The organism is Arthrobacter sp. MMS24-T111, assembly GCF_054888995.1.
Window position 1 is genome coordinate 1149221 of record NZ_JBTZRO010000001.1, and the last position, 23757, is coordinate 1172977.

The window sequence follows — 23757 nt, forward strand, 5'->3', positions numbered from 1 at the left end:
GGCTGGGGGATGCTCACTGGCACTTCACCAGCTCGGGCAGGGCGGCCGGTTCTTTGGAGTACTGGCCGATGGATTTGTCCCAGGCTTCGGAGTAGGAGCCGTCGGATTCGAAGGATGCCAGCTGTTCATTGATGAAGGAGCACAGGGTGGGGTCGCCCTTTTTCAGCCCGATGCCCCATTTTTCGGGGCCGTAGGGGTTGCCGAGCATTTCGAGGTATTCCTTGTCTTTGGAAACGTAACCGGCACCGATCGCACTTTGGGTGGCGAAGGCGTCCACGGCACCCGTCTTGATGGCGTCGATGCATTTGGCCGAGTTGTCGAACTCGATGAGTTTGACGTCGGGGTAGGCCTTGCGGGTGGCCTGGGAGACGGCTCCGCCCAGGGTCGAGCAGACCGAGATACCGGCCGGATCGGAAGGGGACTTGATCCCTTGCGGGTTGCCCATGGGCACGATGAGGTCTTGGGTGATGTCCAGGTATGGCCCGGCGAAGTCGATGATCTTCATGCGCTTCTCGGTCATGGTGAGCGTGGCGACAATCATGTCGACTTTGCCTTGGTTCACCAACTGCTCGCGGTTGGCCGAGGTGACTTCGGTCCATTCGATGGCGTCCTTGGACAGGCCCATTTTCGCGGCGACGTACTCCACCATGTCGACTTCGAAGCCCTCCGGTGTCCCTTGGAGGTTCTTCATCGACAGTCCTGGGTGGTCGAATTTCACGCCGACACGCAGGACGCCGCGCTTGGCAATGGTGTCGGGGGTGCTGCCGGGGACGAGTTGGGGTGATTGTGCGGGTGGGGTTTCAAGGCCGGGGCTGACCAGGGAGGTGGAGCCGAAGAGGGCGACGAACGCCAGGGCCAGCAGGAAGACAGCGGGCGCGGTGACGGTGCGGATTGCTCGCATGGGGCAGGCTCCTAGTGGACGAGGATCTTAGACAGGAAGTCACGGGCGCGTTCGGACTCCGGACGGGCGAAGAACCGCTCGGGAGTTGCGACCTCGACAATCTCTCCGGCATCCATGAAGACGATGCGGTCAGCCGCCGATCGTGCGAAGCCCATCTCATGGGTGACCACGACCATCGTCATGCCGGAGGCGGCCAGTTCCTTCATGACTTCGAGTACTTCGGTGACCATTTCCGGGTCGAGGGCCGAGGTCGGCTCGTCAAAGAGGATCGCCTTGGGTCCCATGGCCAGTGCCCGTGCGATGGCCACGCGCTGCTGCTGTCCGCCGGAGAAGCTGGTTGGGCATCTTGTCGGCCTGCTGTCCGACGCCGACCCGATCCAGCAGCCGGTCTGCTTTAGCGTCGGCCTTTTGTTTCTTCTGCTTCAGGATGTTGATCGGGGCCAGGGTGATGTTCTCCCGGATCGTTTTGTGGGCGAAGAGGTTGAACGACTGGAACACCATGCCGATCTCGGCCCGCAGAGCAGCCAGGTCCTTGCCTTCGGCCGGTAGCGTGCGGCCCTGGAAGAGAATTTCGCCGCTGTTGATGGTTTCCAGACGGTTGATGGTGCGGCAGAGAGTGGATTTTCCGGAACCGGAAGGTCCGAGGACGACAACGACCTCGCCGGGGGCGATGTCGAGATTGATGTCCTTGAGCACGTGGAGAGGCCCGTAGTACTTGTTGACGCCGCGGATCGAAATCATCGGCCCTGTAGCGGTGGTGGTCATATTATTTGCTCCTGCTGGTGACGGGCCCGTGCCCGCGAAGGAAAAGTCCCTAGACAACGCCGGCGACGTCGAGGGTGGTGGTCAGCACGGTGTTACTGGAGGATTCCGTGGCCACGAGGCGGTGGGGATCGGACGGGTCAAAGGTCAGGTTGGTGACCGTGGAACCGACCGGCGAGGCGAGGCGTTCGATGAGCTCTCCGTTGGGTGCGTAGCGGAACACCGAACCCAGCGAAGCGTGGGCTACCAGCAGCTCACCGGCAACGGTCATCGCCATGCCGTCGGGTCCGCTGGCACCGAACAACTGGCAGAAGCGGCCCACCTTGGCCACTCCGCCATCCGTGAGCAACGGGATGCGCCACACGCTGTTGTCGCGGGTCATCGCGACGAACAGCACCTGCCCGTCGGGTGTGAGCGCCAGCCCGTTCGGGCTGATGCCGTTGCCGAGCAGCGCATCAAGGCGTCCATCGCACAGACGGTACACCCGGCCTGTTTGGTCGTGCAGTCCTGTCTGCCCCTGGTCGGTGAAATACAGTTCCCCGTCGGGAGCGCGGATTACATCGTTCAACCCTTTGAATCCCTCGCCGTTGCGGCGGGGAAGAACAGCTTCTACTGCACCCGTTGCAACGTGCAGCCGGAGGAGCCCCCGTGCGTAGTCGGCGATGACGAGGCTGCCATCGATATCCAGGACCATGCCGTTGGGTTCACCGTCATAGTCGGCGATGACTTCCCAGTCACCCCCGGGGGTGACGGTCAGGATCCGGCCGAACGGGATATCCGTGATGGCCAGGCGTCCGTCCGGAAGGAACGTGGGGCCTTCGATGAACGCGTCGACGACATGCCCAGGTTTATTGGCCTTGGCCCACGCAGAGGATTCACGGGGTGCACGCAGGGCGTCCGGCATGGAACTGAACACTTCCATCTGACGTGTCTTGATGTGGCCGCTGAGGTTCATCGGCGTACAACATCCCCTCGCCGCTTTGCCCTGTGGTGGGTATTGGCGCTTCGGAAACAGCAGCGGTTCCTAGCTCCTTCAGTGTTCATCATGCTCACATTCTCTTTCTGTCAGATAGAACTGTTGTTCATCAGATAGAAGACCATAGGCTCAGCATGTGATCCACGTCAAGCTCCTGACGGTGCCACTGAATGTATTGACCCGCCCGCCTTCCGGGTCTAAAGTTTCTATCAGATAGACACGAGTTCTATTAGATAGAAAGAGAAGGCGCCGAGCGATGTCACAACTGGATGAGATTGATGTACTGGTCAGCGAAGTGGGCCCCCGCGACGGGCTGCAGAGTGTGGACCGGACCATGGCCACGGAGCTGAAGTTCCGATGGATTGATGCCCTCGCCGACGCCGGATTGCGGGAGATTGAGGTTGGATCATTCGTCTCCCCGAAGCGGCTGCCCCAGATGGCCGATGCCGCTCTGGTGGTGGAGCACGCCCAAACCATTGAAAACCTGAACGTGCTCGCTCTGGTTCCGAACCTGCGCGGGGCGCAGAACGCCGTGGCTGCAGGCACCAGGGCGTTGTCCATGCCGGTATCGGCATCGCGCGAACACAGCCAGGCAAACATCGGCATGACACCCGAAGAAGCGGTCGGCCAAGTCAAGCTCGTCGCCGAACTGCTCGCATCCCAGCCGGCAGCGACAAGCGTCGAGGTAGGCATCTCCACAGCCTTCGGCTGCACCATGGAAGGAAACGTCTCCGAGGACTGGGTCATCGACCTGGCAGTGCAGTGCGCCGAGGCCGGAGCCCAAAGCGTCGGGCTCTCTGACACAACCGGCATGGCCAACCCCGCCCAGGTGCGCCGGATGTTCACGCGCCTGCGCAGCGAACTCGGCGACAAGGCCGGCGGCGCCCACCTCCACAACACCCGCGGTCAGGGTCTGGCCAACGTTGTTGCCGGCCTCGACGCGGGAGTGCGGGTGTTCGATTCCTCCCACGGAGGCCTCGGCGGGTGCCCCTACGCCCCCGGCGCCAGCGGAAACATCGTGACCGAAGACCTGGTCTACCTCCTTGAGGCCATGGGCCTGCGCACCGGCGTTGACCTCGACCGCTTGATCGCGGCCCGTGCCATCGTCGCCGAAGGCCTTCCCGGGGAGCCCTTGTACGGGCACGTACCGGACGCCGGCGTGCACAAGGGCTTCGCCTACGCCGCTGACCAGGTAGCAGCCCGATGAACCGGGAACTGCCCCTGGCCGGGATCAAGGTCGTCGAGTTCTCCCACATGGTCATGGGGCCAACGTCCGGGCTGGCCCTGGCTGATCTCGGCGCTGACGTCGTGAAAATCGAACCGGTCGGAGAGGGGGACAAGACCCGCTCCCTGCCCGGCTCCGGGGCAGGCTACTTCCCGATGTTCAACCGCAACAAAAAGAGCCTCGCCGTGAACCTCAAAAGCGAGGAAGGCCTGGACCTGGTCCGGCGGCTGATCGCCGAAGCCGACGTCGTCACAGAAAACTTCCGGCCCGGCGGGCTGGAAGCCATGGGACTCGGCTACGAACGCCTCAGCCAGGACAACCCCGGACTGATCTACCTCTCCATGAAGGGTTTCCTCCAAGGTCCCTACGAGCACCGGGCAGCGCTCGATGAAGTAGTCCAGATGATGGGCGGGCTCGCCTACATGACCGGCAACCCAGGCCAGCCGCTCCGCGCCGGGACCTCGGTCAACGACATCATGGGCGGGCTGTTCGGGGCCATGGCCGTAATGGCCGCCCTGATCGAACGCCAACGCACCGGCCGCGGACAGCTCGTACGCAGCTCCCTGTTCGAGAACAACGCCTTCCTCGTCGGACAGCACATGGCCCAGTACGGTGTTACCGGTGTCCCCGCTTCTCCAATGCCGGCACGCCTCTCGGCCTGGGCCATCTATGAAGTCTTCGACACCAAAGACGAGAAAATCTTCATCGGCGTCGTCAGCGACACAAACTGGCGCGCCTTCTGCACCGCCTTCGACCTGCCCGAGCTTGCCGCCGACAGCACCCTGGCCACCAACCCAGGACGTGTGGCCGCCCGCGACAGGGTCATCCCGGTCGTCCGTGCCCGGCTTGCCGAGCTCACCCGGGCAGAAGCGGCCGAACTTTGCGAAAAGGCCAGCCTGCCGTTCGCCCCGCTGCAGAAACCCGAAGACCTCTTCGACGACCCCCACCTCGCACAGCCCGGCGCCATGCCGGAAGTAACGCTGCCAAACGGACGGAAACTGCCCCTGCCGGCCCTGCCCATCGAGATGGACGGTCAACGCCTCGGCGTCCGGCTTGACCTGCCGCAGCCCGGCGAACACAGCGCCGACATCGCACAGGCCCTCGGGTACGGTCCTGACGAGATCGACAGACTCCTCGACGCCGGGACCATCTCCCTGCCTGCAGACGCCATCACCCGCGTCTGAGGATCAACGCACCAACACCAACTCAGTAAGGGGTGCCGGGAAGCTTAACCAGCCTCCCGGCACCCCTTACTCATCTCAGCCGCAGGGCTAGCTGCTAGGCCCTGACAGGAGTCCGGCGACCGTCCAGCTCGTCCTGCAATTGGACTGCAGCTTCCTTCAGGAGCCCAACAAGCTGCGGCACGACCTCATCTGTGATCCTTGTCCGGGTTCCCACCAAGGTAAGGGCTCCCAGGAAGGAGCCACCACTGCCGAACACCGGAACGGAAACGGCCGCCGTCTCCGGGTCGCGTTCCCCGAAGGAGACCCGAAAACCTTCAGCCCGGACCGCGCGGTGCACCTCAGAATCGCCACCGGTATAGGCGGAAAGCACATGCCCGCCAGCACCGCGGTCAAGCGGAAGGCGCACCCCTTCGTCAATGTGATGCCGCAAGGGGTGCCTGGAGTGGTGCCTGTAGAGGCAGACACGATCGTCGCCCTCGCGCACGTAAAACGCAGCAGTCTCACCAGACTCTTCACTCAAATTCCTCAACACCGGCCGGACCACGCCACCGAGGTCAAATGAGTCCTGGTATAAGGACCCCAGACGCAGCACCGTCGGCCCCAATCGGAAGTGCCCATCAGCATCCCGGCGCAGATAGCCCCAATACTCCAAAGAACCGGCCAGACGCAGCGTCGTGCTCGGGTACAGCCCCGTCCGCTTGGCAATTTCCGACAGGGACAGACGAGGGGACCGGTCATCGAAAGCCCCAAGAATCGAAAGGGCACGCTCCACCGCGTCGACCTTCTTCCGCTCCTCAACCACACCATCAGACATGCCGCGGCCCGCCCTTTCCATGCTGGTCATCATCACCCAATTCTACTAGGTAGAAATGACTCTCATGATGACCTCCGGGCCTTTCGGTGATTCCCGTCGCCAGCGCACGCTCTTTGTCATTTTGCAGTGCGACGTCATCGGCCCTGGCGCAGTCGAACTGCCATCGCACTACCGCCTCGGTAGCTGTGCGCAGTCGGCACATCGTTTCTGCCCTCGGGTCGTAAACGCGGTCGATTGACCTCCCGTCAGGCTACGGCCGGTTCGACTACAGCATGACGGCCGATCGAGCAGGGAGCGGTTCACTCGGGATTGGCGTGGCGCAGCAGGTACTGGTAGACGGTCGCCCTGCTGACCGCGCAGTCGCGGGCACGGACCACTTTTCGGAATACCGGGCCGGCGCGATGAACAAGTTCCGCCGCGCGTTCCCCGTGTGAGGGTCTTTGTCCGGCCCTCGTAGGTGCCTTGGCGCTTGGCTAGGGCACTGACCGTGGTTGTTAGGGCGGGATGGGCTCCAGCTGGACGAACTCACGGACAGTGCGAGACGCCCGAATCTTGTGCGCGTGTCTTTCCCTTTGACCTCCAGAGTCCGTGACCGGACGACAGAGAGGAGGTCTCCCATAGTGGGGAAGCCCTCTTCTCTGAAAACGACGCTCATCGAGGAGGACCGATATCTACCAGGCGCCTTACTCATGGCGCTCACCGTGGATACGGAGCTCGCTGAATGATGAGATGCCCGGGTATACCGGGTCTGTCGGTGCGCCTGGGTTGTCCACCTGAACTTTCAGGAAACGGAACTGTTGGCCGCGCACTACTTTCCGTACGGGGATGGTTTCCATTCCAAAGCCTGACGCAGTGGTGTTGGTGGTTGCCCGTTCGGTCAGGAGCGTCCATATGCTCCCGTCCTCGGAGCCATACACGTTTGCGCCTTCTGATCGGTTTGCGAAGTTGTACCGCGCTTGCAGACCGATCGCGTCTGCTGATACCCGGAAGTCGGCGCCGAAGTCGATACTGAAGGGCGCCCGGAGGTCACCGGTCGTTGTATTAAAGTCCCCGTCGACCAAGTTGCGCGGCTGAACGGATGTTGGATTGGTGGCGACCATTGCCCTGTAATCGATGGATCCGTCGGTCAGTCGAGGAGTGAGTAGCTGGAGGGCGTTGACTGCCTGCTGAAGCCTGACAAGCTGCCCCATGTACTGGCTGTCTCCGTCTGTGGCCATTGACGCACGTACCTCATCCCTGACTGTGATGAAGGTTGCCAGCGAGGCAGCCACGTAGGTGGAGGCCGGGTCATAGCCGGCCATTGCCTGATCGAATGCTGATGGGCGGTCGGCAGCAATCACGACGTTGGCCGGACGTGTTGCCAGGGTGGTCCCGTCATCGGCAGTGACTTGGATGGTTTGGCTTCCCATACTGGAGGCTTTCGGCTTCCAGGTCAGAATGCCGGTCTCGGGATGAAGGCGCGCTCCCCCGGGCAGGCCGGAAGCTGTGTAGCGAAGCACTTCGGCTGCTGCATCAGTGGCGGACAGCGAAAGACTCAATTCCGTTCCAGCCAGGCCGATAATCGGGGTGGCGGCATCAGAGGAAAACTGAGGAATCGTCAGTTGGTTTTTCGCTTCAAGGTTGACGTGGTCGAAGTCGACGCTGACGCCGGTTCCGACGACAGTGAGGTAGGCCAGGTTCTCCCCGCCGAGGTCAATACCGGTCAACTTTTCTGCATCCACGTCAAAAGTGACGTACCGCCACTGGTTATGGGTGTTGGGCAGCGGGATTTCAATCCGTGCATCCGGGTTCTTACCTATCGCGACGCGTGCTTCGCCGTTGGTCCTCAGGAAGAGACCTACAGGGCTGTAGCCGGTGCGGCTCAGATACATCAGGGTACGGACGGCGATGGTGCTGCCTGCTTCCCCTGTAGCTCATGGCCCGGGTGGTGTAGTCAATGACGGCTATATGATTAGCGTCAAAGGCGTGGCGCATGCCCAGCACGTAAGCCAAAACCCCGGCTCCCACCAGGCCGCTTGCCCCAGCTATCTGACCTTGCCCAGCCAAGTAGAGGACGATTCCGCCTATGTGCAACGCCGCGATGACACCTAGGATGCCTGTCAGCTTGGCCTTTTCCTGACGTTTCCATCCGGAACCCAGGGGTGTTTCGAGCGTCAGAGCAGTAGTCACTCAGCTCTCAATCCTTTGGAGGGGCGGCGCCCAGGGATTGAAGCAGGGGCGCGCGGTGTGAGTGCCAATCCGAAGCTGCCTGGTAGGCGGATCCGATGGCCAGGATTCCGGCTTCGTCGTAGGGCCGTCCAATGATTTGCAGGCCGACAGGCACATCCTCAGCGAAACCACAGGGAACGGAGAGCGCCGGGAATGCCAGGACGCTTGGAAGCCCCGTGAAGAAGTTCAGTTCCCCGTTAGGATCCACCAGCGAGCTGGCAAAAGCAGTAGGTGAAGCCCCCAGCAGGGCGGCAGGTGCCGCTGCGGTGGGTGTCAGGAGCGCATCAATCCCCTCGAAGGCTGACAGGAATCTTGCCCGGAGGTGACTGCGGTACCGCTGGGCTTGGATGTAGTCCGTGGCGAGTATGAATTCCCCCGCCTGCAGGAAGGCCCGGACATCGTCGCCGAAGGCCTCGGGGTTGGTCCGAAGCCTCTGCTGGTGCACGGCGCTGGGTTCTGCGACGTGGATGGCCAGCCAGGCATCGTAGAACTGAGAGATATCCCCAAGATCAACCTCGACGATTTCGGCTCCAGCCGACTGGATTTCATGCAAGGCACTCCGGGTCGCTTCCTCTACCGCGGGTTGCATCTTCGCAAGGCTGAAATCCTTGATGATGCCGAGGCGTGCCCCCTGTAACCCGCGGGCACGCCGGACAAACTCCGGGACGGTCCGCCCTGAAGATGCTTGGTCTGCCGGGTCGTGACCGGCGATTACTCCGTGGACAAGAGCAACGTCGTCCACGGTTCGGGCGAGCGGGCCGACGGTGTCCATGGTCCATGCAAGTGGCATGACGCCGGAATTGCTGACACGTCCCACGGTAGGACGAAGGCCGGAGATTCCCGCCGCAGCGGCGGGCAGTCTGATGGATCCGCCGGTGTCAGTTCCGAGTGAGAACAAACACTCGCCGGCAGCAACTGCTGCGCCGGAGCCTCCGCTGGAGCCGGCGGCATTCCGGGCTATGTCCCACGGGTTCTTTGTTGCACCAAAATGTTCATTCTCGGTGCTGCCGCCCCAGGCAAATTCGTGGAGGTTAGTCTTGCCGATAACGATGGCACCCGCACGCTTGAGTCGGTCCACGACCGTCGCATCCCGGGACGGTACGTTATCCCGCAACATCCCGGAACCGGACGTCGTCCTGATCCCTGCCGTATCGATGTTGTCTTTGACGCCTACCGGCAAACCGTGCAGGGGTCCGAGAGAGTAACCGGCGCGGAGCATCGCGTCAGCAGCATCGGCAGATTCACGGGCCTGACGGGCGGCGATGGTGATGAAGGCGTTGATGGTCGGTTCAGCGAGTTCTACTCTCTCCAGGTACCCGTCCACGAGTTCCCGACATGTGATTTCGCGGTTGCGGATCAGGGCTGCTGCCTCGGCAATGTCACCAGGGACGATCTGGCTCAAACTCATTCACTTACTCCGGGGATGTGGTCAGGGACTGCTGTCAGGGGGATCACTGACACATTGTTGTCGAAGGCCGATCTGATTCTTCCGCCGCTTCGCCACAGCGCCTGGACCATTCCGGCGATCATGCCGAAATCGGCGGGATCGATCGGAACGCCGATCTCCCGGGCGAGGAGACGGACAGCTTGGTTTGGAGCTGAGGCGCCTTGGGGGGAATCGGGCATCAGAAGACCTCATCCCTGGTGTGTGTGCGGAATTCTTCTTCCCGGAGATGGAGCGCCTCATGGTCGAGCCCGGCGGAGGACTCCAGAACAGCTTCCAGGGCATCGAGCCAGCGGGCATAGTACTCGTCCACGCCCAGCCACCCCTTGTCTGCGATGGCCTTCGCCAAGGCAGCACGGAAGCTGTCCCACGTGAACAGCCCTGCTTGGGAGAGGCCGACGGCCATGCCAAAAGCGCGGCTCTGCCATGGGGCGTCGAACACCAGTTCTCCGTTGCTGCGCGGAACGGCGAGACCCTCTGTCATTGATGAGACATTGCGGTCAACCTCAGCCCCGGGTGACTGCGTCTGGCAGACGGGTGCTTCGCTGGTCATCGCGCACCTGCCAATTCCGTGACGTCCGGGAGAACCGTGACACCGATCAGCGAGTCCCGCGGGACGAGTGTCGTAAGTTGTTCCTCGCTAAAGGTGTCGGTCCCGGCAGGGCGCTGGGGCAGAACGAAGTAGCGGATCTCGGAGTTGCTATCCCAGACTCGGACGTCCCGGTCAGCCGGTACGCTGGTACCGAATTCCGCGAGGACGGCCCGCGGCTCACGGACCACGTGTGCCCGATAAGGCGCGTCCTTACACCAGGTCGGAGGGAGACCCAGAACGGGCCATGGGTAGCAGGAGCAGAGTGTACAGACGACCACGTTGTGTACCGTGTCGGTGTTTTCCAGGGCGATCATGTTCTCGCCCTCCATTCCTCCGATACCCAGTTCCGCCAACGCTTTCGTGGCGTTCTCGAGGAGGCGCTTTTTGAAATCCGGGTCTGTCCAGGCTTTAGCGACTGCGCGGGCGCCGTTGAGGGGCCCGATGTCGCTGGTGTAGACGCTGATGATTTCGTCCACTACATCGCCCTGGAGAATTCCTTTCTCACGCAGCAGGGATTCCAGGGCTCGGGCCCTGACCTCCCCATCGGACAGCTCTGAGGGGTGGTTGTTGCCGCCCATTAGTGGGCTCCTTTCTGTGTGGACTGGTCGTCGTGTTCTATATAGCTCTCCCAGAGATCAAGGGTGACGCTGGTGCCGGGTTCGGCGCCCTCGCCCCACAGATCCGTTCCTTCAAACCGCACACCGTAGACCGGTTCCGATACTGTTTCAACATCGCGTTTTGCCGCTGTCTCCGGCAGGGCGTAGACCCCCTTGTACGAAATGATGACGCCTGACATGCCGAATGCATATCGCTGTAACCGTGTATGTCCCGGGATTGCACGGGTTTTCGCACGGACCCGATCCCCGACGGCGAAGGTCTGTTCCGGACCAGGTTTTCTGACACCACCTCCATGGAAGGCTGCCTGCTTCATGGCGGCTATGAGCCGAGCAGGGACTTCCGGGTCTATAGGTGCGGGAGGTGGCAGCTCCGCACCGGCCCGAATCTCCTCCTGCCGCTTCGCCAGCTCGTCCCTGGTCATAAACCCTCGGCTCGTGTACAGCTCCTCGAGCGCCACCAACCAGTGGACGTAGTAGGAGGCATTCATGTAGTCGGCCGGAGGCATAAGCTCGATGTAATGGCGGTATTCATCCGCGGTCCAGTCACCCACGGCTGCGCCGAGCATCTGCAGACCGACGTCACCTTTTCCCATTCCTCATGGAAATTTCCGTCGTGTTCAGGGTGCACCCGGCCGAGATTGTCGAAGCCTCCAAGGTCGTGGATTCCGATCATGTCGTTCCCTCCTTGGTCATGTCGTTAAGCATGCTCCGGCTGCTGTTTTCTGGAAACCAATTTGCCGAGGGAACTGCGGATCTTCTGGCTGCTGACGCCTCCGAGAATCGCGGCCACGGCGATCGCGACTGCCTGGATCAGCAGCTGCGAAGCAGTTGGTGCACCCAAAGTAAGGACAAGCTGGATCAGCTGGGAAAGGAACAATGCGGAGATCGCGGTGCCGATGATCGTTCCCTTGCCGCCGGTCAATGGCGTACCACCGACGATTACGACGGCGATGACTGACATGAGGTAGCTGTTGCCAACGCCGACCGCTGTGTTCCGCAGGAATCCTGCCAGGAGGACGCCCGCGGTTCCGTAGCATAGTGCCCCGCCAATGTAGGCAAGGAGAATATTCCTGTCGACCCTGATGGCCGAGATTGTGGCCGAGGACGGGTTCGCCCCGGACAGAACGAACTGGCGGCCAGTGACTGTCCTGCTTGCAAACAGGGCGATGATGGCCACAAAAATCACTGCGAACCATACAAGAGCAGGAAGGCCCAGGAAATTTGCGGATACGACGTCGGAGAGATCCTGGGGCGCTGTCGCAGGGGACCCTTTGGTGTACAGGACCACTGCGCCCGTAAGCAGTGCGTTCATTGCGAGGGTGGATACCAAGGGTGTAATGGCCAGTTTGGATACCAGAATGCTGTTGAGTGCCCCGACTAATGCACATAGCACCAGCGCAAGGACAACGGCGGCCACCGTCGGGATTCCGGTCCGGGCGGGAACAACGGAGACTGTGATCGCGGCCAGTGAGATCGTGCCGCCGACGGACAGGTCGATTCCCCGTTGTTGAACAACGAAGGTCTGTCCCACAGCCGCGACTGCCAGCACCGCGGCAAACGGGAGCATGGCAAGAAGCGAGATGGAGGACATCGTTCGAGGTGCGACGCTCGCGCTGATGGCGAACAAAAGGACTGTCGCGACGGCAATGGCTGTGAATGGAGGGAGCTTCTTTCGCGGCACAGCGGTGCCTGCCGGCTGTGGGAGGCCGACCGTCGTCTTTACGTTTGTTTCCATGTCAGTGTGCCTCTACTTTCACGAGCTGCCGGCTCTTGGAGTATCCGGCCACGGCGACAATCGTCAGTCCGCCGAGCAGGAATGACTGCCAGGCTGAGTCCAGTCCCATGAACGTTGTCACCGACATTGCTGTCTGAATCAGCAGCGCGCCAAGGAGCGCGCCGAGGAATGATCCGCGTCCGCCCAGAAGACTGGCGCCGCCGATAACCGCGGCACTGATTGAGGACAAGGTGTAGGAACTGCCGGCGTTGGGATCACCGGAACCCAGCTGGGCCATGAGCGTGATTGCACCCAGCGCGGCGAGGAGACTCGCTCCAACGTATGCGAGCAACCGGACCTTCGCAGGAGGCAGGCCGTTGACCTTGGCGGTCTCTGAACGGGAACCGACGGCGCGCAGGACGACCCCGGCCCGAGTTCGTGTCAGCCACCAGCCAAGAACGACACTGATGAGTACAGCGACAATGAAGACCACCGGAATTGGACCGATTTTCATGGTCAACGGGACAGTAATGTTCCTGCTGATGACGCCGCCCGGGACGGGACGGAGGATCAGGGACAGTGCCTGTAGAGCCATGAATGTAACCAGTGTGGCGATCATGGGGTGGATCTTCGCCACGTCACTGAGCGCCCAGTTGATCAGGCCAAGAACTATCGGCAGCACGATGACGAGCAGCCAGCCGGTCAACTGGCCGGCGACGGGTGTGCCGTTGACCAGGAAGAAGGACATCACAACGACAAGGAAACCCATGAAGGGGCCCACCGACAGGTCGATGCCCCCCACCAGAAGCACGAGATTCTGCGCGAGCGAAGCGAAGATCAGTGTTGTCGCAAGGGTCAGCAGGCTGGCAATGCTGAGCGGGCTGAGGAACAGGGGGTTGCTGATCTGGGCGATAACAGCGAGGGTGACGAGCGCGGCGCCAACCAGTGCGGCCGGCGCCCAGTCACCTGAAAGCCATTCCAGGAAGGCGTTGTGGCGTTGTTTCGGCTTCTCCCGCACAGCGGTGGCCTGAAGTGCTGCGTCTGTGATGTGTTCCTCGGAGACGTCGTCGCCTGAGAATTCGGCAATGATCCTGCCGCGGGAGAAAACGAGGACCCGGTCGCATAGGCCGGCGAGCTCCATGGCGTCGGAGGACACAACGACTGTTGCCATGCCGGTCTCGGTGGCACGTTCACGGATGAGGGTGTAGATCTCACTGCGTGCTCCGACATCGACGCCCTGGGTTGGCTCGTCCAGAAGCAATACTTTGGGCTCTGAAGCGAAGGCACCCGCGAGGACCGCTTTTTGCTGGTTTCCGCCGGATAGTGAAGCGATGTCTGTCTCGATGCCGGGAGTTTTTACGGCAAATTCCTTGGCATAGCGGGAAGTCGCCGCTGTTTCGGCCTTGCTCGAGATCAGGCCCCGTGTCCTGAACCGTGACAGGTTCCGGGCCGCGATGTTTTCGCGGACACTAAGGCCCGCAAAGATGCCTTCTCGGTGACGGTCCGGGGCGATATACGCGACACCGGCTTCCGAGGCCTGTGTTGTGTTTGCAATTGAAGCAGGTTTCCCGTCGATGCTTAGCTGACCTGTATGGCGGTCAATGCCTGCGAGGGCCCGCAGGAAGTCACGCTGCCCGTTTCCTTCAATGCCTGCCAGGCCCACGACTTCGCCAGGTGCGACCTTCAAATCGATGTTCGTGAATCGGGGTGCGGTGAATCCATCGATGAGAAGCCGGTGCGTCGTTGTGCCGGTCGGGTTTCCCTTCGGCGGGAAAGTCGCTTCGAGCACCCGCCCAACGATCAGATTGACGATATCGGATTCGCTCAGCCCGGACGCGTCATAGGTTCCTTGCGAACGGCCGTTGCGCAGGACTGAAATCCGCCGGGCAATAGCCTTGATCTCAGGAATCCGGTGGGAAATGTAAATGACGGCCGTGCCTTCTGCAGCGATGCGGCGTACGTGCGTGAAGAGCTTTTCGACGTCTGCCGCGGCAAGGTGCTCTGTAGGCTCGTCCAGAACCAGGACTTTCGGCCCGGACGCCAGTGCTCTGCAGATCTCGACGATGAACCGTTGTTCGGGAAGCAGCTGCTCAACACGAGTCCGGGGGTCCAGGGCAAAATCCTTGTCCCACCGGGCCAGAATCTCAGCTGCCCATGAGTTAATCTTGGCCACCGGCGGCCGCTGCTCCGTCGGCATGCCCAGGAACAGGTTCTCGCCCACCGAAAGATCCGGCAGCAGTGCCGGTTCCTGCCGGACGATCGACAGCCCAAGTGTTTTGGCCGTCGAGGCGGCGAAAGGAGCCAGGTCGGAGCCTGCGATACAGACCTTGCCTGTGTCCGGTGCCACCGAGCCTGATACGACACCCATTAGGGTGGACTTTCCGGCGCCGTTCTCACCGACGATGCCATGGACCTCACCGGCGACGACCCTCAGGTCGACGTCGGCCAGAGCCACAACGCCGGGGTATCTCTTGGACACCCCGGAGGCTTCCAGCACGACGTCAGCCGTCACGGCCTCCGAGGGTTCCGTTGCTATCTGAGTCATGATTATCCAAACAGTTTCTTGAGCTGCTCTACCGACAGTTTGGAGCTCAGGTCAGCATCCGGGGGCAGAGTCGATTCGCACTTCGGGTTCTTTCCAGCGGTCGTGTCGATGGAAATTGGGAGCCTGATGGTTGTTGGTTCGTTGTTTTCTATCTTCTGCTCGGCGGCCAGGGCCTTCCGGAGTGCGATCCGGCCCAGGGTGGTCGTCTCGTCGAGGCTCAGGTACTGGAAGTTGTCCTGCTTCCACTGGCATCCGTTCGCGTTGCCGCTGGCCAGCGTCGCAAGCGCAGGGAGCTTGACGCCGGCGGCCTTGTAGGCCTCGATGACGCCGGTGTCAGTCAGTCCGTAGTCGGAGACGACGGCGTCGATGCGGCCGTGCTGGGCTAGCAGGCCCGAAACGACGCGCTTCTTCTGTCCTGCGTCCCAGTTGGTGTCGATGACGGAGTCGGAGACGAGCTTTAGGTCCGGATACTGCTTGAGTGCTTCCTTGAGGCCGTTGAAGAACGATGCGCTCGAGGCGGCGCCCGGGGTACCGCCTAGGAAGGCAACGGTGCCTTTTTTGACGGTCTTGTTCAGCCAGTCCGCCCAATCCTTGCCGGCTCCTGCATAGTCCTGAAGGACGGCCTGGGAGTAGTCCGTACCCGGGGATCCGCCCGGATCTGAAATGAGCGGGACAATTCCGACGCCGGCGTTGTGTGCGGCGGCAATGGACGGGATCTGCGCCTGGCCGAACTCCGGCTGCACGACGATGGCCTTCACCCCCTGGGCGACAAGCCCGTTGAGGTCGGACACTGCCTGCTGCTGGTTTCCCTGGGCGTCAGTGAAGATGACATCAGTGATCGTCTTGCACTTGGACGCTTCATCCCGGATTTCCGCGAGAGTGATCGCGGTCCAGGAGTTGTTGCTGCCCTTGGCATAAGCCACCTTGGTGGGTTCCTTCGGGCAGTACTGGGTGATATCGCCTGTGCCGAAGGTCGTCGCGCCGGTCTGCTGCGCGGCCGCGGCGCCGGTGTTCGTTTCGGTGCTGGCGCAGCCCGTGGCCAGGAGCGCTACGGCGGTCAGGACAGCTGCAGGCAGGGCCACGCGGGTCGTTGCTTTCATCGATTTTTCACTTCCATCTGTGTGTCTTGGGGACAAGGGCGTCCGAGAGCGGGGTACGTCGTTGTCCCGAGAAGCTTTCAGTACGAGCGCTTGTTCGTATAAATGAGTGTGGTCCGCGCAACAGTCGCATGTCAAGGGAGATCGTGACTTTCCTCACGAATTAACAAAGATGTTTCGAAAGGGCGGGCGTGAAACATATATGAAACCACGAACGAACGTTTGTCTTGACCATGGGAGGCTTCACCGGGATACTGGAATTAGCGCTCCCTTCAGCCTCCTTGGAGGGAAAGACGTGCCAGCGAAGTCACCTCGAAAGGATCAGCGATGACAGACGTCGCCTTCGACATCAACAAGAACACCGACATCTTCAGGGTCAACCGTGCAGCAGATCTGGAAGCAGCTCCGGGTCAGACGCTCCATGCCCGGCGCATCTCCGGTGTCAGCAAGGAAAACAGCGCCGCCGACCACATCTGGTTCGGCAAGGTCTACACGGGTCCGGGCGAAGTTTCCGATCCGCACCACCACGGCGAGGCGCAGACCGGCGGCTACGTCTTCAAGGGTCGCGGATTCATTCGCTACGGGGAAGGGTACGGCGAAATTGTCTACCTGGAGGAAGGCGACTTCGTTTTTGTGCCTCCCTACATGCCCCACATCGAGGGCAACGCATCCAAGACCGAGGAACTGATCTGGATGACCACCCGGACCCCGGACAACATCGTGGTCAACCTCAAGGACCAGGAAGTCTTCGACCTGGAAATCGACTACCAGTCATAGAAGAACCGTTCCGCCGGTCCCCGTTCTGGTTGGATGCCGGAACGGGGCACGCACGGCCAAACAAATGAAACTCCGCCCGGTATGCCGTGCGGAGTTTCATTTGTCGGATGTCCGGGTCGTGCCGGGCTCGCAGGTTGTGCGGGGCTGCTTAGTAGGAGCGGGGCAGTCCCAGCAACTTTTCGCCGAGGAAGTTCCGCATCATCTCATCGGTGAGCGGGGCGAATGTGTACAGGCGGGCATCCCGGAAATACCGCTGCATCGGAAGCTCGCGTGCGAAGCCCCAGCCGGCCATAAGGCGCATTCCGGCGTCGGTCGCCTGGGTGGCTGCGTTCGAGGCGCCCAGTTTGGCCATGGCGGAGAGCGTTTCATCCGGCGAATCATGGGCGTCCGAAGACTCGGCCGCCTCCCGAAGCAGCAACCTTGCGGATTCGACGCTGAGACCCGCGTTCACCAGGCTGTGCTGCAGGGACTGGAAGTGCCCGATGGGATGCCCGAACGCCTCACGGGTTTTCGACCACGCGACTGCGGCGTCAAGTGCCGCTTGGGCGATGCCCAGTGCGACGGCGGCAGCATTCAGTCGTTCGCCGTTCAATGTGCCCAGGACCTGTCGGAATCCCTTGCCCACTTCGCCCAGGACCAATTCCCCGGGTACGCGGACGTCGTCGAAGTAGACATCGCACTGGGCCAAGGCCCGGATTCCCATCGTCGGGATCTCCTCGGTCCGGATGCCGGGCGTGCTCCGGGGTACGAGGAACGTGGTTATCCCGTCAATGGCAGAGCCGGCGCTGCCCGTTCGGGCCAGCACGACAAGGAAATCCGCATCCATGGCCCCGCCGATCCACTTTTTCCGGCCGGTAATGGAGTAGCTGCCATCCGGGCGACGGATGGCCATTGTCTGCATGGCGCGGGCAACATCCGTACCCCCGCCCGGCTCGCTCAGGGCAAAGGACATGCGGGCTTCGGCCTTCTGCAGGGGATCGAGGAACCGCCCCTTGTGGTCGGCGGTCCCGTGGGAATGCAGCAGTTGCACGCCCATGTATTGCACGACCATGCTGACCGCGACCGATGTGGGGCCCGCCGCCAGTTCCTCGAGCACGACGGTCTGACTGACATGTGAGGGGTGGCCAGGGTGTGCGTCGTCCTCAAGAGCGAGCAACCCGGCCTTGCCCAATTCCCTATAGAGTTCCAGGTCGTATTCTTCGGCTTCATCGAAGTGGCGGAGCCGTTCCTGGGTGACGTGCTCGTCCAGTAGGGCACGGACACGCGTCCGCAGGCTAGCAGCGCGGGGTTGTTCGCGGCGGGAGCGTGTTCCCGCGGCCGCCTGGGGCGCGGGCAGAGGTGTTCCGACTCTGCGTTCCACGGCCACCGGTCAGCGCCTCTTGATCATCAGGCTGGTGGTGAAGGTCATCACGGTGGTGCCGTCCTGCTTCACTATGGTGTAGTCCAGGGTCCAGATGCCGGCGTCAGGGCGTTTGGTTGCCCGCGCCGTCCGCACCGTTACTTCCGCGTGGATGGTGTCACCGATGAACACCGGCTGAACGGCTCGAACTTCGTCGAGTCCGAGCCAGGCGACGACATTGGTGAAATATCCGGTCTGGGTCATGAGACCGAGCCCGACCGCCAGGGTCAGTGGCCCGTGGCCGATGCGCTGTCCGAAGGGTGTGGTGGCGGCGTATTCGGCATCCAGGTGCAGGGATACCCAGTCGCCTGTCAGGCCGGCCCACTGCACCAAATGGGCTTCGGTAACTGTGATTGCGGGGCTGTCGATCCGGTCGCCCTCCACCAGGGCGTCCCAGTAGTGATCGGGCCGGCCTTTTACTTCCTTGATGCCCTGATCGGTTCCGGATGCGGCGGTGTCTTGCATATCTCCCCCTCGGGACGGGCGGCTTCATTGCCGCTGGCGGTAAATTCCGATGAATCAAGACTAGACTAGCGAACGCTTGTTCGTATACTAGAGGGGTAAATATTTTTGCTTTTCCTATTGGGAGGCCCGCATGAGCACAACCATCACCCCGGAGGTCCAGGCCCCGACGGTACATGAGCTTCTCGTCGAGAAGCTCGGTACAGCACGCCTCGGTGGTTCAGAGAAGAACCGCCGCAAGATCGTGGAGTCGGGGAAACTTCTGGTCCGCGAGCGACTGGCCCTGCTGTTCGACGATAACGAGTACACCGAGGACGGTCTGCTGGCCCGCTTCGAGGACGGGCTTCCCGGTGATGCCGTCGTCACCGCCTTCGGCAAGGTCGACGGACGCCAGGTATGCGTGATCGCCAACGACTACAGCGTGAAGGCTGGGACGTGGGGCAACCGTACGTTCGAGAAGATCACCGCTGCGCAGGAAAAGTCCAACGCCGCCGGCATCCCGATCGTCTACCTGTTTGATTCAGCTGGTGCGCGTATCGACGAGCAGTTCGAAAGCTTCGCCGGCCGCCATGCCTGGGGCAACATCTTCTACAACCAGGTTCAGATCTCCGGCCGCGTGCCGCAGGTATGCGCCCTGTTCGGACCCTCCCCGGCAGGTTCAGCCTATGTTCCCGCTCTTTGTGATCTGACGATCATGGTCCGCGGGCATGCGACCGCGTATCTTGGCTCGCCGCGCCTGGCAGAGATGGTCACGGGGGAGAAGGTCACCCTGGAGGAGATGGGCGGGGCGGAGATGCACTGCACGGTTTCAGGGCTGGGTGATGTTCTCGTCGAGGACGACGCCGAGGCTATCGCCGCCATCCGCGTCTGGCTCAGTTTTCTCCCGGCGAGCTGGGAATTGCCTGCACCCGTTGCACCGTCCACGGACCCGCGCCCGGGCCGGTCACTGCAGGAGATCGTGCCGCTTCGCGAGGCTGAGGTCTTCGACATGGAAGAGTTTGTTGAGTCCCTTGTCGATGAAGGCAGCTGGTTCCCGTACAAGGAGCTGTTCGCTCCCGAAATGCTGACCGGGTTCGCAAGGATCGGCGGGCGCCCGGTGGGCCTCGTCGGCAACCAGCCCAAGCACATGGGCGGTTCGATTTTCCCGGATTCCTCGGACAAGGCTGCGCGATTCATCTGGATCTGCAACGCCTACAACATTCCGATCATCTTCTTGGTCGACATCGCGGGCTACATGATCGGCTCGGCCGTGGAACGCCAGGGGATCATTCGTCACGGCGCCAAGATGATCTTCGCTGTCTCGGAGTGCCGTGTGCCGCGTATTACAGTGCTGGTGCGCAAGGCCTACGGCGGCGGCTACTTGGCCATGTCCGGAGCCCCGATGAACCCTGACGCCGTCATCGCCCTCCCGACCGCCCGGCCGGCCCTGATGGGCCCTGACGCTGCCGTCAACGGGGTCTACTACAACCAGATCCACGAGATTGAGGATCCGGAGGAACGCAAGAAGTTCATCATGGAGAAGCACAGCGAATACGCCGAGGGCATCGACGTCTTCAAGATTGCCAATGCCAACGCAGTCGAGGCGGTCGTTCCCGCCAATGACCTGCGTGCGGACCTGATGAACCGTCTTGACCTTTACGGCCGCCGTAAGACCGTGCCGGTGGAGCGGCGCCAGGCCGTCACCCCTGTCTAAGGAAACGTGCGTGATTAAAGTCGTTGCTGTCATCACCGCCAAGCCCGATTTGAGCCGCGAGGAATTTATCCGGCTCTGGAACGTCGAGCATCCTGCCTTCGTCAGGCGTCTGCCGGGGATTCGGCGCTACCGGCAGAATCCTGCCATTGACCACGCCAAGACCTGGCCGTTCAGCGGCATGGCCGAACTGTGGTTTGACTCCGTCGCGGACGTCAGGAAGGCATATGCCGGAGATGAAGCCAAGGAGCTGTTCGCCCACGAGCACGAGTTCCTGGACAACGTTCAATGGTTTCTTGCCGAGGAGCGGGAAATCGACCTGAACGGGTAGAGGTTCCCACACGGAAAAAGCACGCCTCCCCACAAGGGAGGCGTGCTTTTCAGGTTTAGACAGCAGGGAGTCCAGGCACGCCGTCGCGGACGCCAAGGGTAGACAGGTACTGCAGATGTGCGGCCGTTTCACTCAGCGCCAGCCGGAGCTGCAGTCCGGAGAGAGAGTCAAAGCCCCTGGACCAGCTCAGGCTTGAAGCTACGTCCCAGACTGTGGCCTCATCGTGGAACGTCAGGGCGAGCATCACTTCCGCCGTCCGCTCCAACGCGTGCTGATGGAGGGCCCTTGCGCGCTGCGCCAAACCCCGGAAGCGGTATTCGTGGGCGGGGAGAACCTCAAAGTGGTCATCGGCTTCAATGCGCTCCAGAGACTCCAGGCAGTGGCGGAGCGGATCCTTGTCGCCGCGGATCTCCAACGAGACGTTGGGAGTGATCCTTGGAAGTACGTGGTCTCCGCTCAGGAAGATCTCCCGCTCCGCGTCCCGGAGGCAGATATGCCCCGGGGTGTGGCCCGGCGTCTCGATCACCATGAGGGAGCGCTGCCCAAACGGTACCCTCTCTCCATCAGCGAGACGGATGTCCGGGTCTGCGAGTCCCCGCAGATGCATCAGCCCCGCAACGTCCAGTGCAGCTTCCGGGACCCTGTCTTCGGGAACGCCCCATCCGCGCATTCTGGCCTTGTCGGCTTCCGACTCCGCCTGTGCGTCTTCGAAGATCGAAATATTGCGCGTTTCCGCCCGCCCCAGTCCAATCCACGCCCCTGAGTCGCGCGCGAGGCGCTTGGCCATGCCCAAGTGGTCGGTGTGGAAATGGGTGGCCAGGATCCCGGTGACATCCCGCAGCCCAAGGCCGGCCTGTGCGAGTCCGGACTGCAGCTGCCGGTACCCTTTCTGGCTGTCGAATCCGGGATCCACTACGAGGCATTCATCGCCCTCAACCAGAACATAACTCAGCGTGTAGCGCATCGGGTTCCCCGGGAACACGATCGGCACTGACCATACTCCGTCAGCTACTAGCTCTACCGGTGGCAGTAACTTTTGTTGCCATGCCTCCCGTTGCCGCGTCCCGGTGATCTCAACCGTTACGCCCATCAAACGGCCGCGGGGTCGAAAAGCCGGAACAGCTGAGTCGCCCCACCATCAACAACCAGATCGGCTCCGTTGATGCTTCGTGCGTCCTCCGTCAGGAGGAAGGCCACGACGGCGCCGATTTCGTCGGGGTCAATGATTTGACCGGTCGGTACCTTGTGAGCGATCTGGTCCCTCACCGCCTGGACGACCATGGGTGTGTCCACGACACCGGGGCACACTGAATTGACAGTGATCCCGGTACCCCAGAAATCCATGAGCAGCGAGCGGGTGAGGTTGGACAGCCCGGCCTTGGAGGCCGCGTAGCTCGGGTAGGGGTAGCCTCGGGTGCCTGCAATGGATGAGATGTTCACGATCCTTCCCCAACCGGCTGCCAGAAGTTCCTCTGCGTAGGCGCGGATCAGGGCAAAGGGGCCGATCAGGTTGATATTGATGGCACGCGTGAACGACGCCACGTCGTGGTCGAGAAGCATTTTTCGGTCGAGGATGCCGGCTGCGTTGACTATGGCATGAATGTCGCCCACCTCTGCACGGACGTCCCGGCGGAGTCTTTCGATCTCTTCCTCCCGGGTGACATCGGCCGCGAAGGCAAAGGCCTGGGCGCCTTGGCGCCGGAGTTCTTCCGCGGCGGCCTGGCACCGCTCCAGATCAAGATCCACGCACACCAGCGTGTGTCCCGCGGCCGCCAATCTCTTGTTGATGCCGCGGCACATGCCGCCGGCGGCGCCGGTAATAAGGACGTTCAAGCTACGCGTTTGCATTGACTCTCCAGGTGTCATTCGGGGGCATGGATGTGCGGATAGTCCGTGTAGCCGGCTTCTTCGCCGGAATACAGCCCATCGGAGCGGACTTCAGCCAGAGCGGAACCGTGGCGGAACCGGTGGGGAAGGTCGGGGTTGGCGATAAACAGCCGGCCAAAACCGACCAGATCCGCGACACCGGCGGCAACCAATGCAGCTGCCGTTTCTGCAGACAGGCCACCGGTGATGATCACCGGACCGTCAAAGAGGCGGGCAAGGTCTGCGCTGGGAATGGACTCCGGGTCCGAATTAACGCTCAGGGAGCCTGCGATGCCGGGTTCCACCAGATGCAGGTAGGCCAGCCCGCGGGCGTTCACATTGCGGATCAGTGCCGAATACAGGGACTTCTTGTCGGGGTCCGTCACGTCCATCCAGCTCGAGGACGGGGACAGCCGGATACCGACCCGACTGAGCGGCAGGATCTGGCCCACAGCATCGAGGACCTCATTGACGAAACGAAGCCGGTTCTCGACCGGCCCGCCGTACCTGTCAGTTCGCACATTCGACCCCGAATTCAGGAACTGGTCGAACAGGTAGCCGTTGGCGGCGTGCAGTTCGACCCCGTCGAAGCCGGCCTCGCGCGAATTTCGCGCCGCGCCTGCAAACTGCCCCACAATCTCAGCGATGCCTTCAGCGCTCAGTTCCCTTGGCGTCTCAAAAGGGATCCTCCCGTGCGGGCTTCGATACTTCCAGTCGAGGATGGGGATGGGCGACGGGGCCATGGGGGGCAGGCCGTCCGGCTGGACGGAAGAATGAGCCTGTCGTCCCACGTGCCAAAGCTGGGCGTAAACGGCGGCTCCGTTGGATTTTGCCGCTGCGACCACCGGCCGCCAGGCATCTACCTGGGCCTGGGAATAGAGGCCGGGCACGCGGGCATAGGAGGCCCCCTGGGGAGAGACGACGGTGCCTTCGCAAATGACCAGGCCGGCGCTGGCGCGCTGGCGGTAATAGCGGGACATGAGCTCAGTGGGCGTGCCATCGTCGTTCGCCCGGCTGCGGGTGAGTGGTGGCAGGACAATGCGGTTGGGCAGAACCTGGCCGCCAAGGACCACTGGCTTAAAAGTCTCTCGGACAAAAGGTCACCTCGTGTGGGATCATTACGATCGTACGTACGTTCATATAAGTGTTGGAT

The 23757-nt window shown here is 62.0% G+C and carries 24 protein-coding genes and 1 pseudogene; 5 read left to right on the top strand and 20 right to left on the bottom strand.

The genetic code is table 11. From position 1 onward, the window contains the following. Positions 1–13: 13 nt before the first annotated feature. The 3 genes and pseudogenes from ACX5I6_RS05250 to ACX5I6_RS05260 all read right to left on the bottom strand — a co-directional run bounded on the left by ACX5I6_RS05250 (position 14) and on the right by ACX5I6_RS05260 (position 2585). Positions 14–901 carry a glutamate ABC transporter substrate-binding protein gene (locus tag ACX5I6_RS05250; protein ID WP_461839723.1) on the bottom strand — a complete coding sequence of 296 codons (888 nt, stop codon included), beginning with the start codon at positions 899–901 and terminating at the stop codon, positions 14–16. Positions 902–912: 11 nt separating this feature from the next. Further along, positions 913–1666, bottom strand: a pseudogene (locus ACX5I6_RS05255) (amino acid ABC transporter ATP-binding protein). Positions 1667–1715: 49 nt separating this feature from the next. Beyond that, the gene (locus ACX5I6_RS05260) at positions 1716–2585 is read right to left on the bottom strand and encodes an SMP-30/gluconolactonase/LRE family protein (protein ID WP_461839724.1); all 870 of its coding nucleotides are present in this window, start codon (positions 2583–2585) and stop codon (positions 1716–1718) included. Positions 2586–2895: 310 nt separating this feature from the next. On the opposite strand from ACX5I6_RS05260, the gene ACX5I6_RS05265 reads away from it, so the two are divergent. Beyond that, positions 2896–3846, top strand: coding sequence for a hydroxymethylglutaryl-CoA lyase (locus ACX5I6_RS05265; protein ID WP_461839725.1), 951 nt, complete (start codon positions 2896–2898; stop codon positions 3844–3846). Continuing rightward, positions 3843–5048, top strand: coding sequence for a CaiB/BaiF CoA transferase family protein (locus ACX5I6_RS05270; RefSeq protein WP_461839726.1), 1206 nt, complete (start codon positions 3843–3845; stop codon positions 5046–5048). Before ACX5I6_RS05265 ends, ACX5I6_RS05270 begins: the two co-directional genes overlap by 4 nt. Positions 5049–5142: 94 nt before the next feature. Here the strand turns inward: ACX5I6_RS05270 and ACX5I6_RS05275 are convergent, their stop codons facing one another. The 12 genes from ACX5I6_RS05275 to ACX5I6_RS05330 all read right to left on the bottom strand — a co-directional run bounded on the left by ACX5I6_RS05275 (position 5143) and on the right by ACX5I6_RS05330 (position 16082). Further along, positions 5143–5895: an IclR family transcriptional regulator gene (locus ACX5I6_RS05275; RefSeq protein ID WP_461839727.1), complete on the bottom strand. Its 753-nt coding sequence runs from the start codon at positions 5893–5895 to the stop codon at positions 5143–5145. Between the two features lie 650 nt (positions 5896–6545). After that, positions 6546–7733, bottom strand: a complete 1188-nt coding sequence (locus tag ACX5I6_RS05280) for a discoidin domain-containing protein (RefSeq protein WP_461839728.1) — start codon at positions 7731–7733, stop codon at positions 6546–6548. Beyond that, the gene (locus ACX5I6_RS05285) at positions 7654–8031 is read right to left on the bottom strand and encodes a HoxN/HupN/NixA family nickel/cobalt transporter (RefSeq protein ID WP_461839729.1); all 378 of its coding nucleotides are present in this window, start codon (positions 8029–8031) and stop codon (positions 7654–7656) included. The genes ACX5I6_RS05280 and ACX5I6_RS05285 overlap by 80 nt, the downstream gene beginning before the upstream one ends. Positions 8032–8038: 7 nt before the next feature. Beyond that, the gene (locus tag ACX5I6_RS05290) at positions 8039–9478 is read right to left on the bottom strand and encodes an amidase (RefSeq protein ID WP_461839730.1); all 1440 of its coding nucleotides are present in this window, start codon (positions 9476–9478) and stop codon (positions 8039–8041) included. Continuing rightward, the gene (locus ACX5I6_RS05295; protein WP_461839731.1) at positions 9475–9696 is read right to left on the bottom strand and encodes a hypothetical protein; all 222 of its coding nucleotides are present in this window, start codon (positions 9694–9696) and stop codon (positions 9475–9477) included. The genes ACX5I6_RS05290 and ACX5I6_RS05295 overlap by 4 nt, the downstream gene beginning before the upstream one ends. Beyond that, entirely contained in the window at positions 9696–10067 is a 372-nt protein-coding gene (locus ACX5I6_RS05300; RefSeq protein ID WP_461839732.1) for a nitrile hydratase accessory protein, read from the bottom strand. The genes ACX5I6_RS05295 and ACX5I6_RS05300 overlap by 1 nt, the downstream gene beginning before the upstream one ends. Further along, positions 10064–10684, bottom strand: a complete 621-nt coding sequence (gene nthA, locus ACX5I6_RS05305; RefSeq protein ID WP_461839733.1) for a nitrile hydratase subunit alpha — start codon at positions 10682–10684, stop codon at positions 10064–10066. Before nthA ends, ACX5I6_RS05300 begins: the two co-directional genes overlap by 4 nt. After that, entirely contained in the window at positions 10684–11289 is a 606-nt protein-coding gene (gene nthB / locus ACX5I6_RS05310; protein WP_461839734.1) for a nitrile hydratase subunit beta, read from the bottom strand. The genes nthA and nthB overlap by 1 nt, the downstream gene beginning before the upstream one ends. Beyond that, positions 11208–11396 carry a hypothetical protein gene (locus tag ACX5I6_RS05315; protein ID WP_461839735.1) on the bottom strand — a complete coding sequence of 63 codons (189 nt, stop codon included), beginning with the start codon at positions 11394–11396 and terminating at the stop codon, positions 11208–11210. Before ACX5I6_RS05315 ends, nthB begins: the two co-directional genes overlap by 82 nt. Before the next feature lie 24 nt (positions 11397–11420). Beyond that, entirely contained in the window at positions 11421–12458 is a 1038-nt protein-coding gene (locus tag ACX5I6_RS05320) for an ABC transporter permease (RefSeq protein ID WP_461839736.1), read from the bottom strand. A 1-nt stretch (position 12459) separates the two neighbouring features. Then, positions 12460–14982 carry an ATP-binding cassette domain-containing protein gene (locus ACX5I6_RS05325; protein WP_461839737.1) on the bottom strand — a complete coding sequence of 841 codons (2523 nt, stop codon included), beginning with the start codon at positions 14980–14982 and terminating at the stop codon, positions 12460–12462. 2 nt (positions 14983–14984) lie between these two features. Further along, positions 14985–16082 carry a substrate-binding domain-containing protein gene (locus tag ACX5I6_RS05330; protein WP_461839738.1) on the bottom strand — a complete coding sequence of 366 codons (1098 nt, stop codon included), beginning with the start codon at positions 16080–16082 and terminating at the stop codon, positions 14985–14987. A 324-nt stretch (positions 16083–16406) separates the two neighbouring features. On the opposite strand from ACX5I6_RS05330, the gene ACX5I6_RS05335 reads away from it, so the two are divergent. Beyond that, entirely contained in the window at positions 16407–16856 is a 450-nt protein-coding gene (locus ACX5I6_RS05335; RefSeq protein ID WP_461839739.1) for a cupin domain-containing protein, read from the top strand. A gap of 148 nt (positions 16857–17004) precedes the next feature. Here ACX5I6_RS05335 and ACX5I6_RS05340 read toward each other — a convergent pair whose 3' ends face one another. Then, on the bottom strand, positions 17005–18216 hold the full coding sequence (locus tag ACX5I6_RS05340; RefSeq protein ID WP_461839740.1) for an acyl-CoA dehydrogenase family protein: 1212 nt from the start codon (positions 18214–18216) through the stop codon (positions 17005–17007). A 9-nt stretch (positions 18217–18225) separates the two neighbouring features. Further along, complete coding sequence (locus tag ACX5I6_RS05345) at positions 18226–18720, bottom strand: MaoC/PaaZ C-terminal domain-containing protein (protein WP_461839741.1); 495 nt, start codon at positions 18718–18720, stop codon at positions 18226–18228. A 130-nt stretch (positions 18721–18850) separates the two neighbouring features. Between ACX5I6_RS05345 and ACX5I6_RS05350 the strand changes: the two genes are divergently transcribed. After that, entirely contained in the window at positions 18851–20410 is a 1560-nt protein-coding gene (locus ACX5I6_RS05350; protein WP_461839742.1) for an acyl-CoA carboxylase subunit beta, read from the top strand. Positions 20411–20420: 10 nt separating this feature from the next. Further along, positions 20421–20738 (top strand): EthD family reductase, encoded by a 318-nt coding sequence (locus ACX5I6_RS05355; protein ID WP_461839743.1) that lies wholly within the window; start codon positions 20421–20423, stop codon positions 20736–20738. Positions 20739–20793: 55 nt separating this feature from the next. Here ACX5I6_RS05355 and ACX5I6_RS05360 read toward each other — a convergent pair whose 3' ends face one another. The 3 genes from ACX5I6_RS05360 to ACX5I6_RS05370 form a co-directional block, all read right to left on the bottom strand. Then, positions 20794–21729, bottom strand: coding sequence for an MBL fold metallo-hydrolase (locus ACX5I6_RS05360; RefSeq protein WP_461839744.1), 936 nt, complete (start codon positions 21727–21729; stop codon positions 20794–20796). Between the two features lie 98 nt (positions 21730–21827). After that, entirely contained in the window at positions 21828–22586 is a 759-nt protein-coding gene (locus ACX5I6_RS05365) for an SDR family NAD(P)-dependent oxidoreductase (RefSeq protein ID WP_461839745.1), read from the bottom strand. Between the two features lie 14 nt (positions 22587–22600). Further along, positions 22601–23677 carry an alkene reductase gene (locus ACX5I6_RS05370; protein ID WP_461839746.1) on the bottom strand — a complete coding sequence of 359 codons (1077 nt, stop codon included), beginning with the start codon at positions 23675–23677 and terminating at the stop codon, positions 22601–22603. Positions 23678–23757: the final 80 nt, after the last annotated feature.

What these genes read in the sequence shown, in the direction of transcription:
- ACX5I6_RS05315 (WP_461839735.1), bottom strand. Translation starts at nt 11,396, where the DNA reads ATGATCGGAATCCACGACCTTGGAGGCTTCGACAATCTCGGCCGGGTG.
- ACX5I6_RS05325 (WP_461839737.1), bottom strand. Translation starts at nt 14,982, where the DNA reads ATGACTCAGATAGCAACGGAACCCTCGGAGGCCGTGACGGCTGACGTC.
- ACX5I6_RS05270 (WP_461839726.1), top strand. Translation starts at nt 3,843, where the DNA reads ATGAACCGGGAACTGCCCCTGGCCGGGATCAAGGTCGTCGAGTTCTCC.
- ACX5I6_RS05265 (WP_461839725.1), top strand. Translation starts at nt 2,896, where the DNA reads ATGTCACAACTGGATGAGATTGATGTACTGGTCAGCGAAGTGGGCCCC.
- nthA (WP_461839733.1), bottom strand. Translation starts at nt 10,684, where the DNA reads ATGGGCGGCAACAACCACCCCTCAGAGCTGTCCGATGGGGAGGTCAGG.
- ACX5I6_RS05260 (WP_461839724.1), bottom strand. Translation starts at nt 2,585, where the DNA reads ATGGAAGTGTTCAGTTCCATGCCGGACGCCCTGCGTGCACCCCGTGAA.
- ACX5I6_RS05320 (WP_461839736.1), bottom strand. Translation starts at nt 12,458, where the DNA reads ATGGAAACAAACGTAAAGACGACGGTCGGCCTCCCACAGCCGGCAGGC.
- ACX5I6_RS05335 (WP_461839739.1), top strand. Translation starts at nt 16,407, where the DNA reads ATGACAGACGTCGCCTTCGACATCAACAAGAACACCGACATCTTCAGG.
- ACX5I6_RS05345 (WP_461839741.1), bottom strand. Translation starts at nt 18,720, where the DNA reads ATGCAAGACACCGCCGCATCCGGAACCGATCAGGGCATCAAGGAAGTA.
- ACX5I6_RS05365 (WP_461839745.1), bottom strand. Translation starts at nt 22,586, where the DNA reads ATGCAAACGCGTAGCTTGAACGTCCTTATTACCGGCGCCGCCGGCGGC.
- ACX5I6_RS05290 (WP_461839730.1), bottom strand. Translation starts at nt 9,478, where the DNA reads ATGAGTTTGAGCCAGATCGTCCCTGGTGACATTGCCGAGGCAGCAGCC.
- ACX5I6_RS05280 (WP_461839728.1), bottom strand. Translation starts at nt 7,733, where the DNA reads ATGTATCTGAGCCGCACCGGCTACAGCCCTGTAGGTCTCTTCCTGAGG.
- nthB (WP_461839734.1), bottom strand. Translation starts at nt 11,289, where the DNA reads ATGCTCGGCGCAGCCGTGGGTGACTGGACCGCGGATGAATACCGCCAT.
- ACX5I6_RS05275 (WP_461839727.1), bottom strand. Translation starts at nt 5,895, where the DNA reads ATGATGACCAGCATGGAAAGGGCGGGCCGCGGCATGTCTGATGGTGTG.
- ACX5I6_RS05330 (WP_461839738.1), bottom strand. Translation starts at nt 16,082, where the DNA reads ATGAAAGCAACGACCCGCGTGGCCCTGCCTGCAGCTGTCCTGACCGCC.
- ACX5I6_RS05250 (WP_461839723.1), bottom strand. Translation starts at nt 901, where the DNA reads ATGCGAGCAATCCGCACCGTCACCGCGCCCGCTGTCTTCCTGCTGGCC.
- ACX5I6_RS05295 (WP_461839731.1), bottom strand. Translation starts at nt 9,696, where the DNA reads ATGCCCGATTCCCCCCAAGGCGCCTCAGCTCCAAACCAAGCTGTCCGT.
- ACX5I6_RS05350 (WP_461839742.1), top strand. Translation starts at nt 18,851, where the DNA reads ATGAGCACAACCATCACCCCGGAGGTCCAGGCCCCGACGGTACATGAG.
- ACX5I6_RS05300 (WP_461839732.1), bottom strand. Translation starts at nt 10,067, where the DNA reads ATGACCAGCGAAGCACCCGTCTGCCAGACGCAGTCACCCGGGGCTGAG.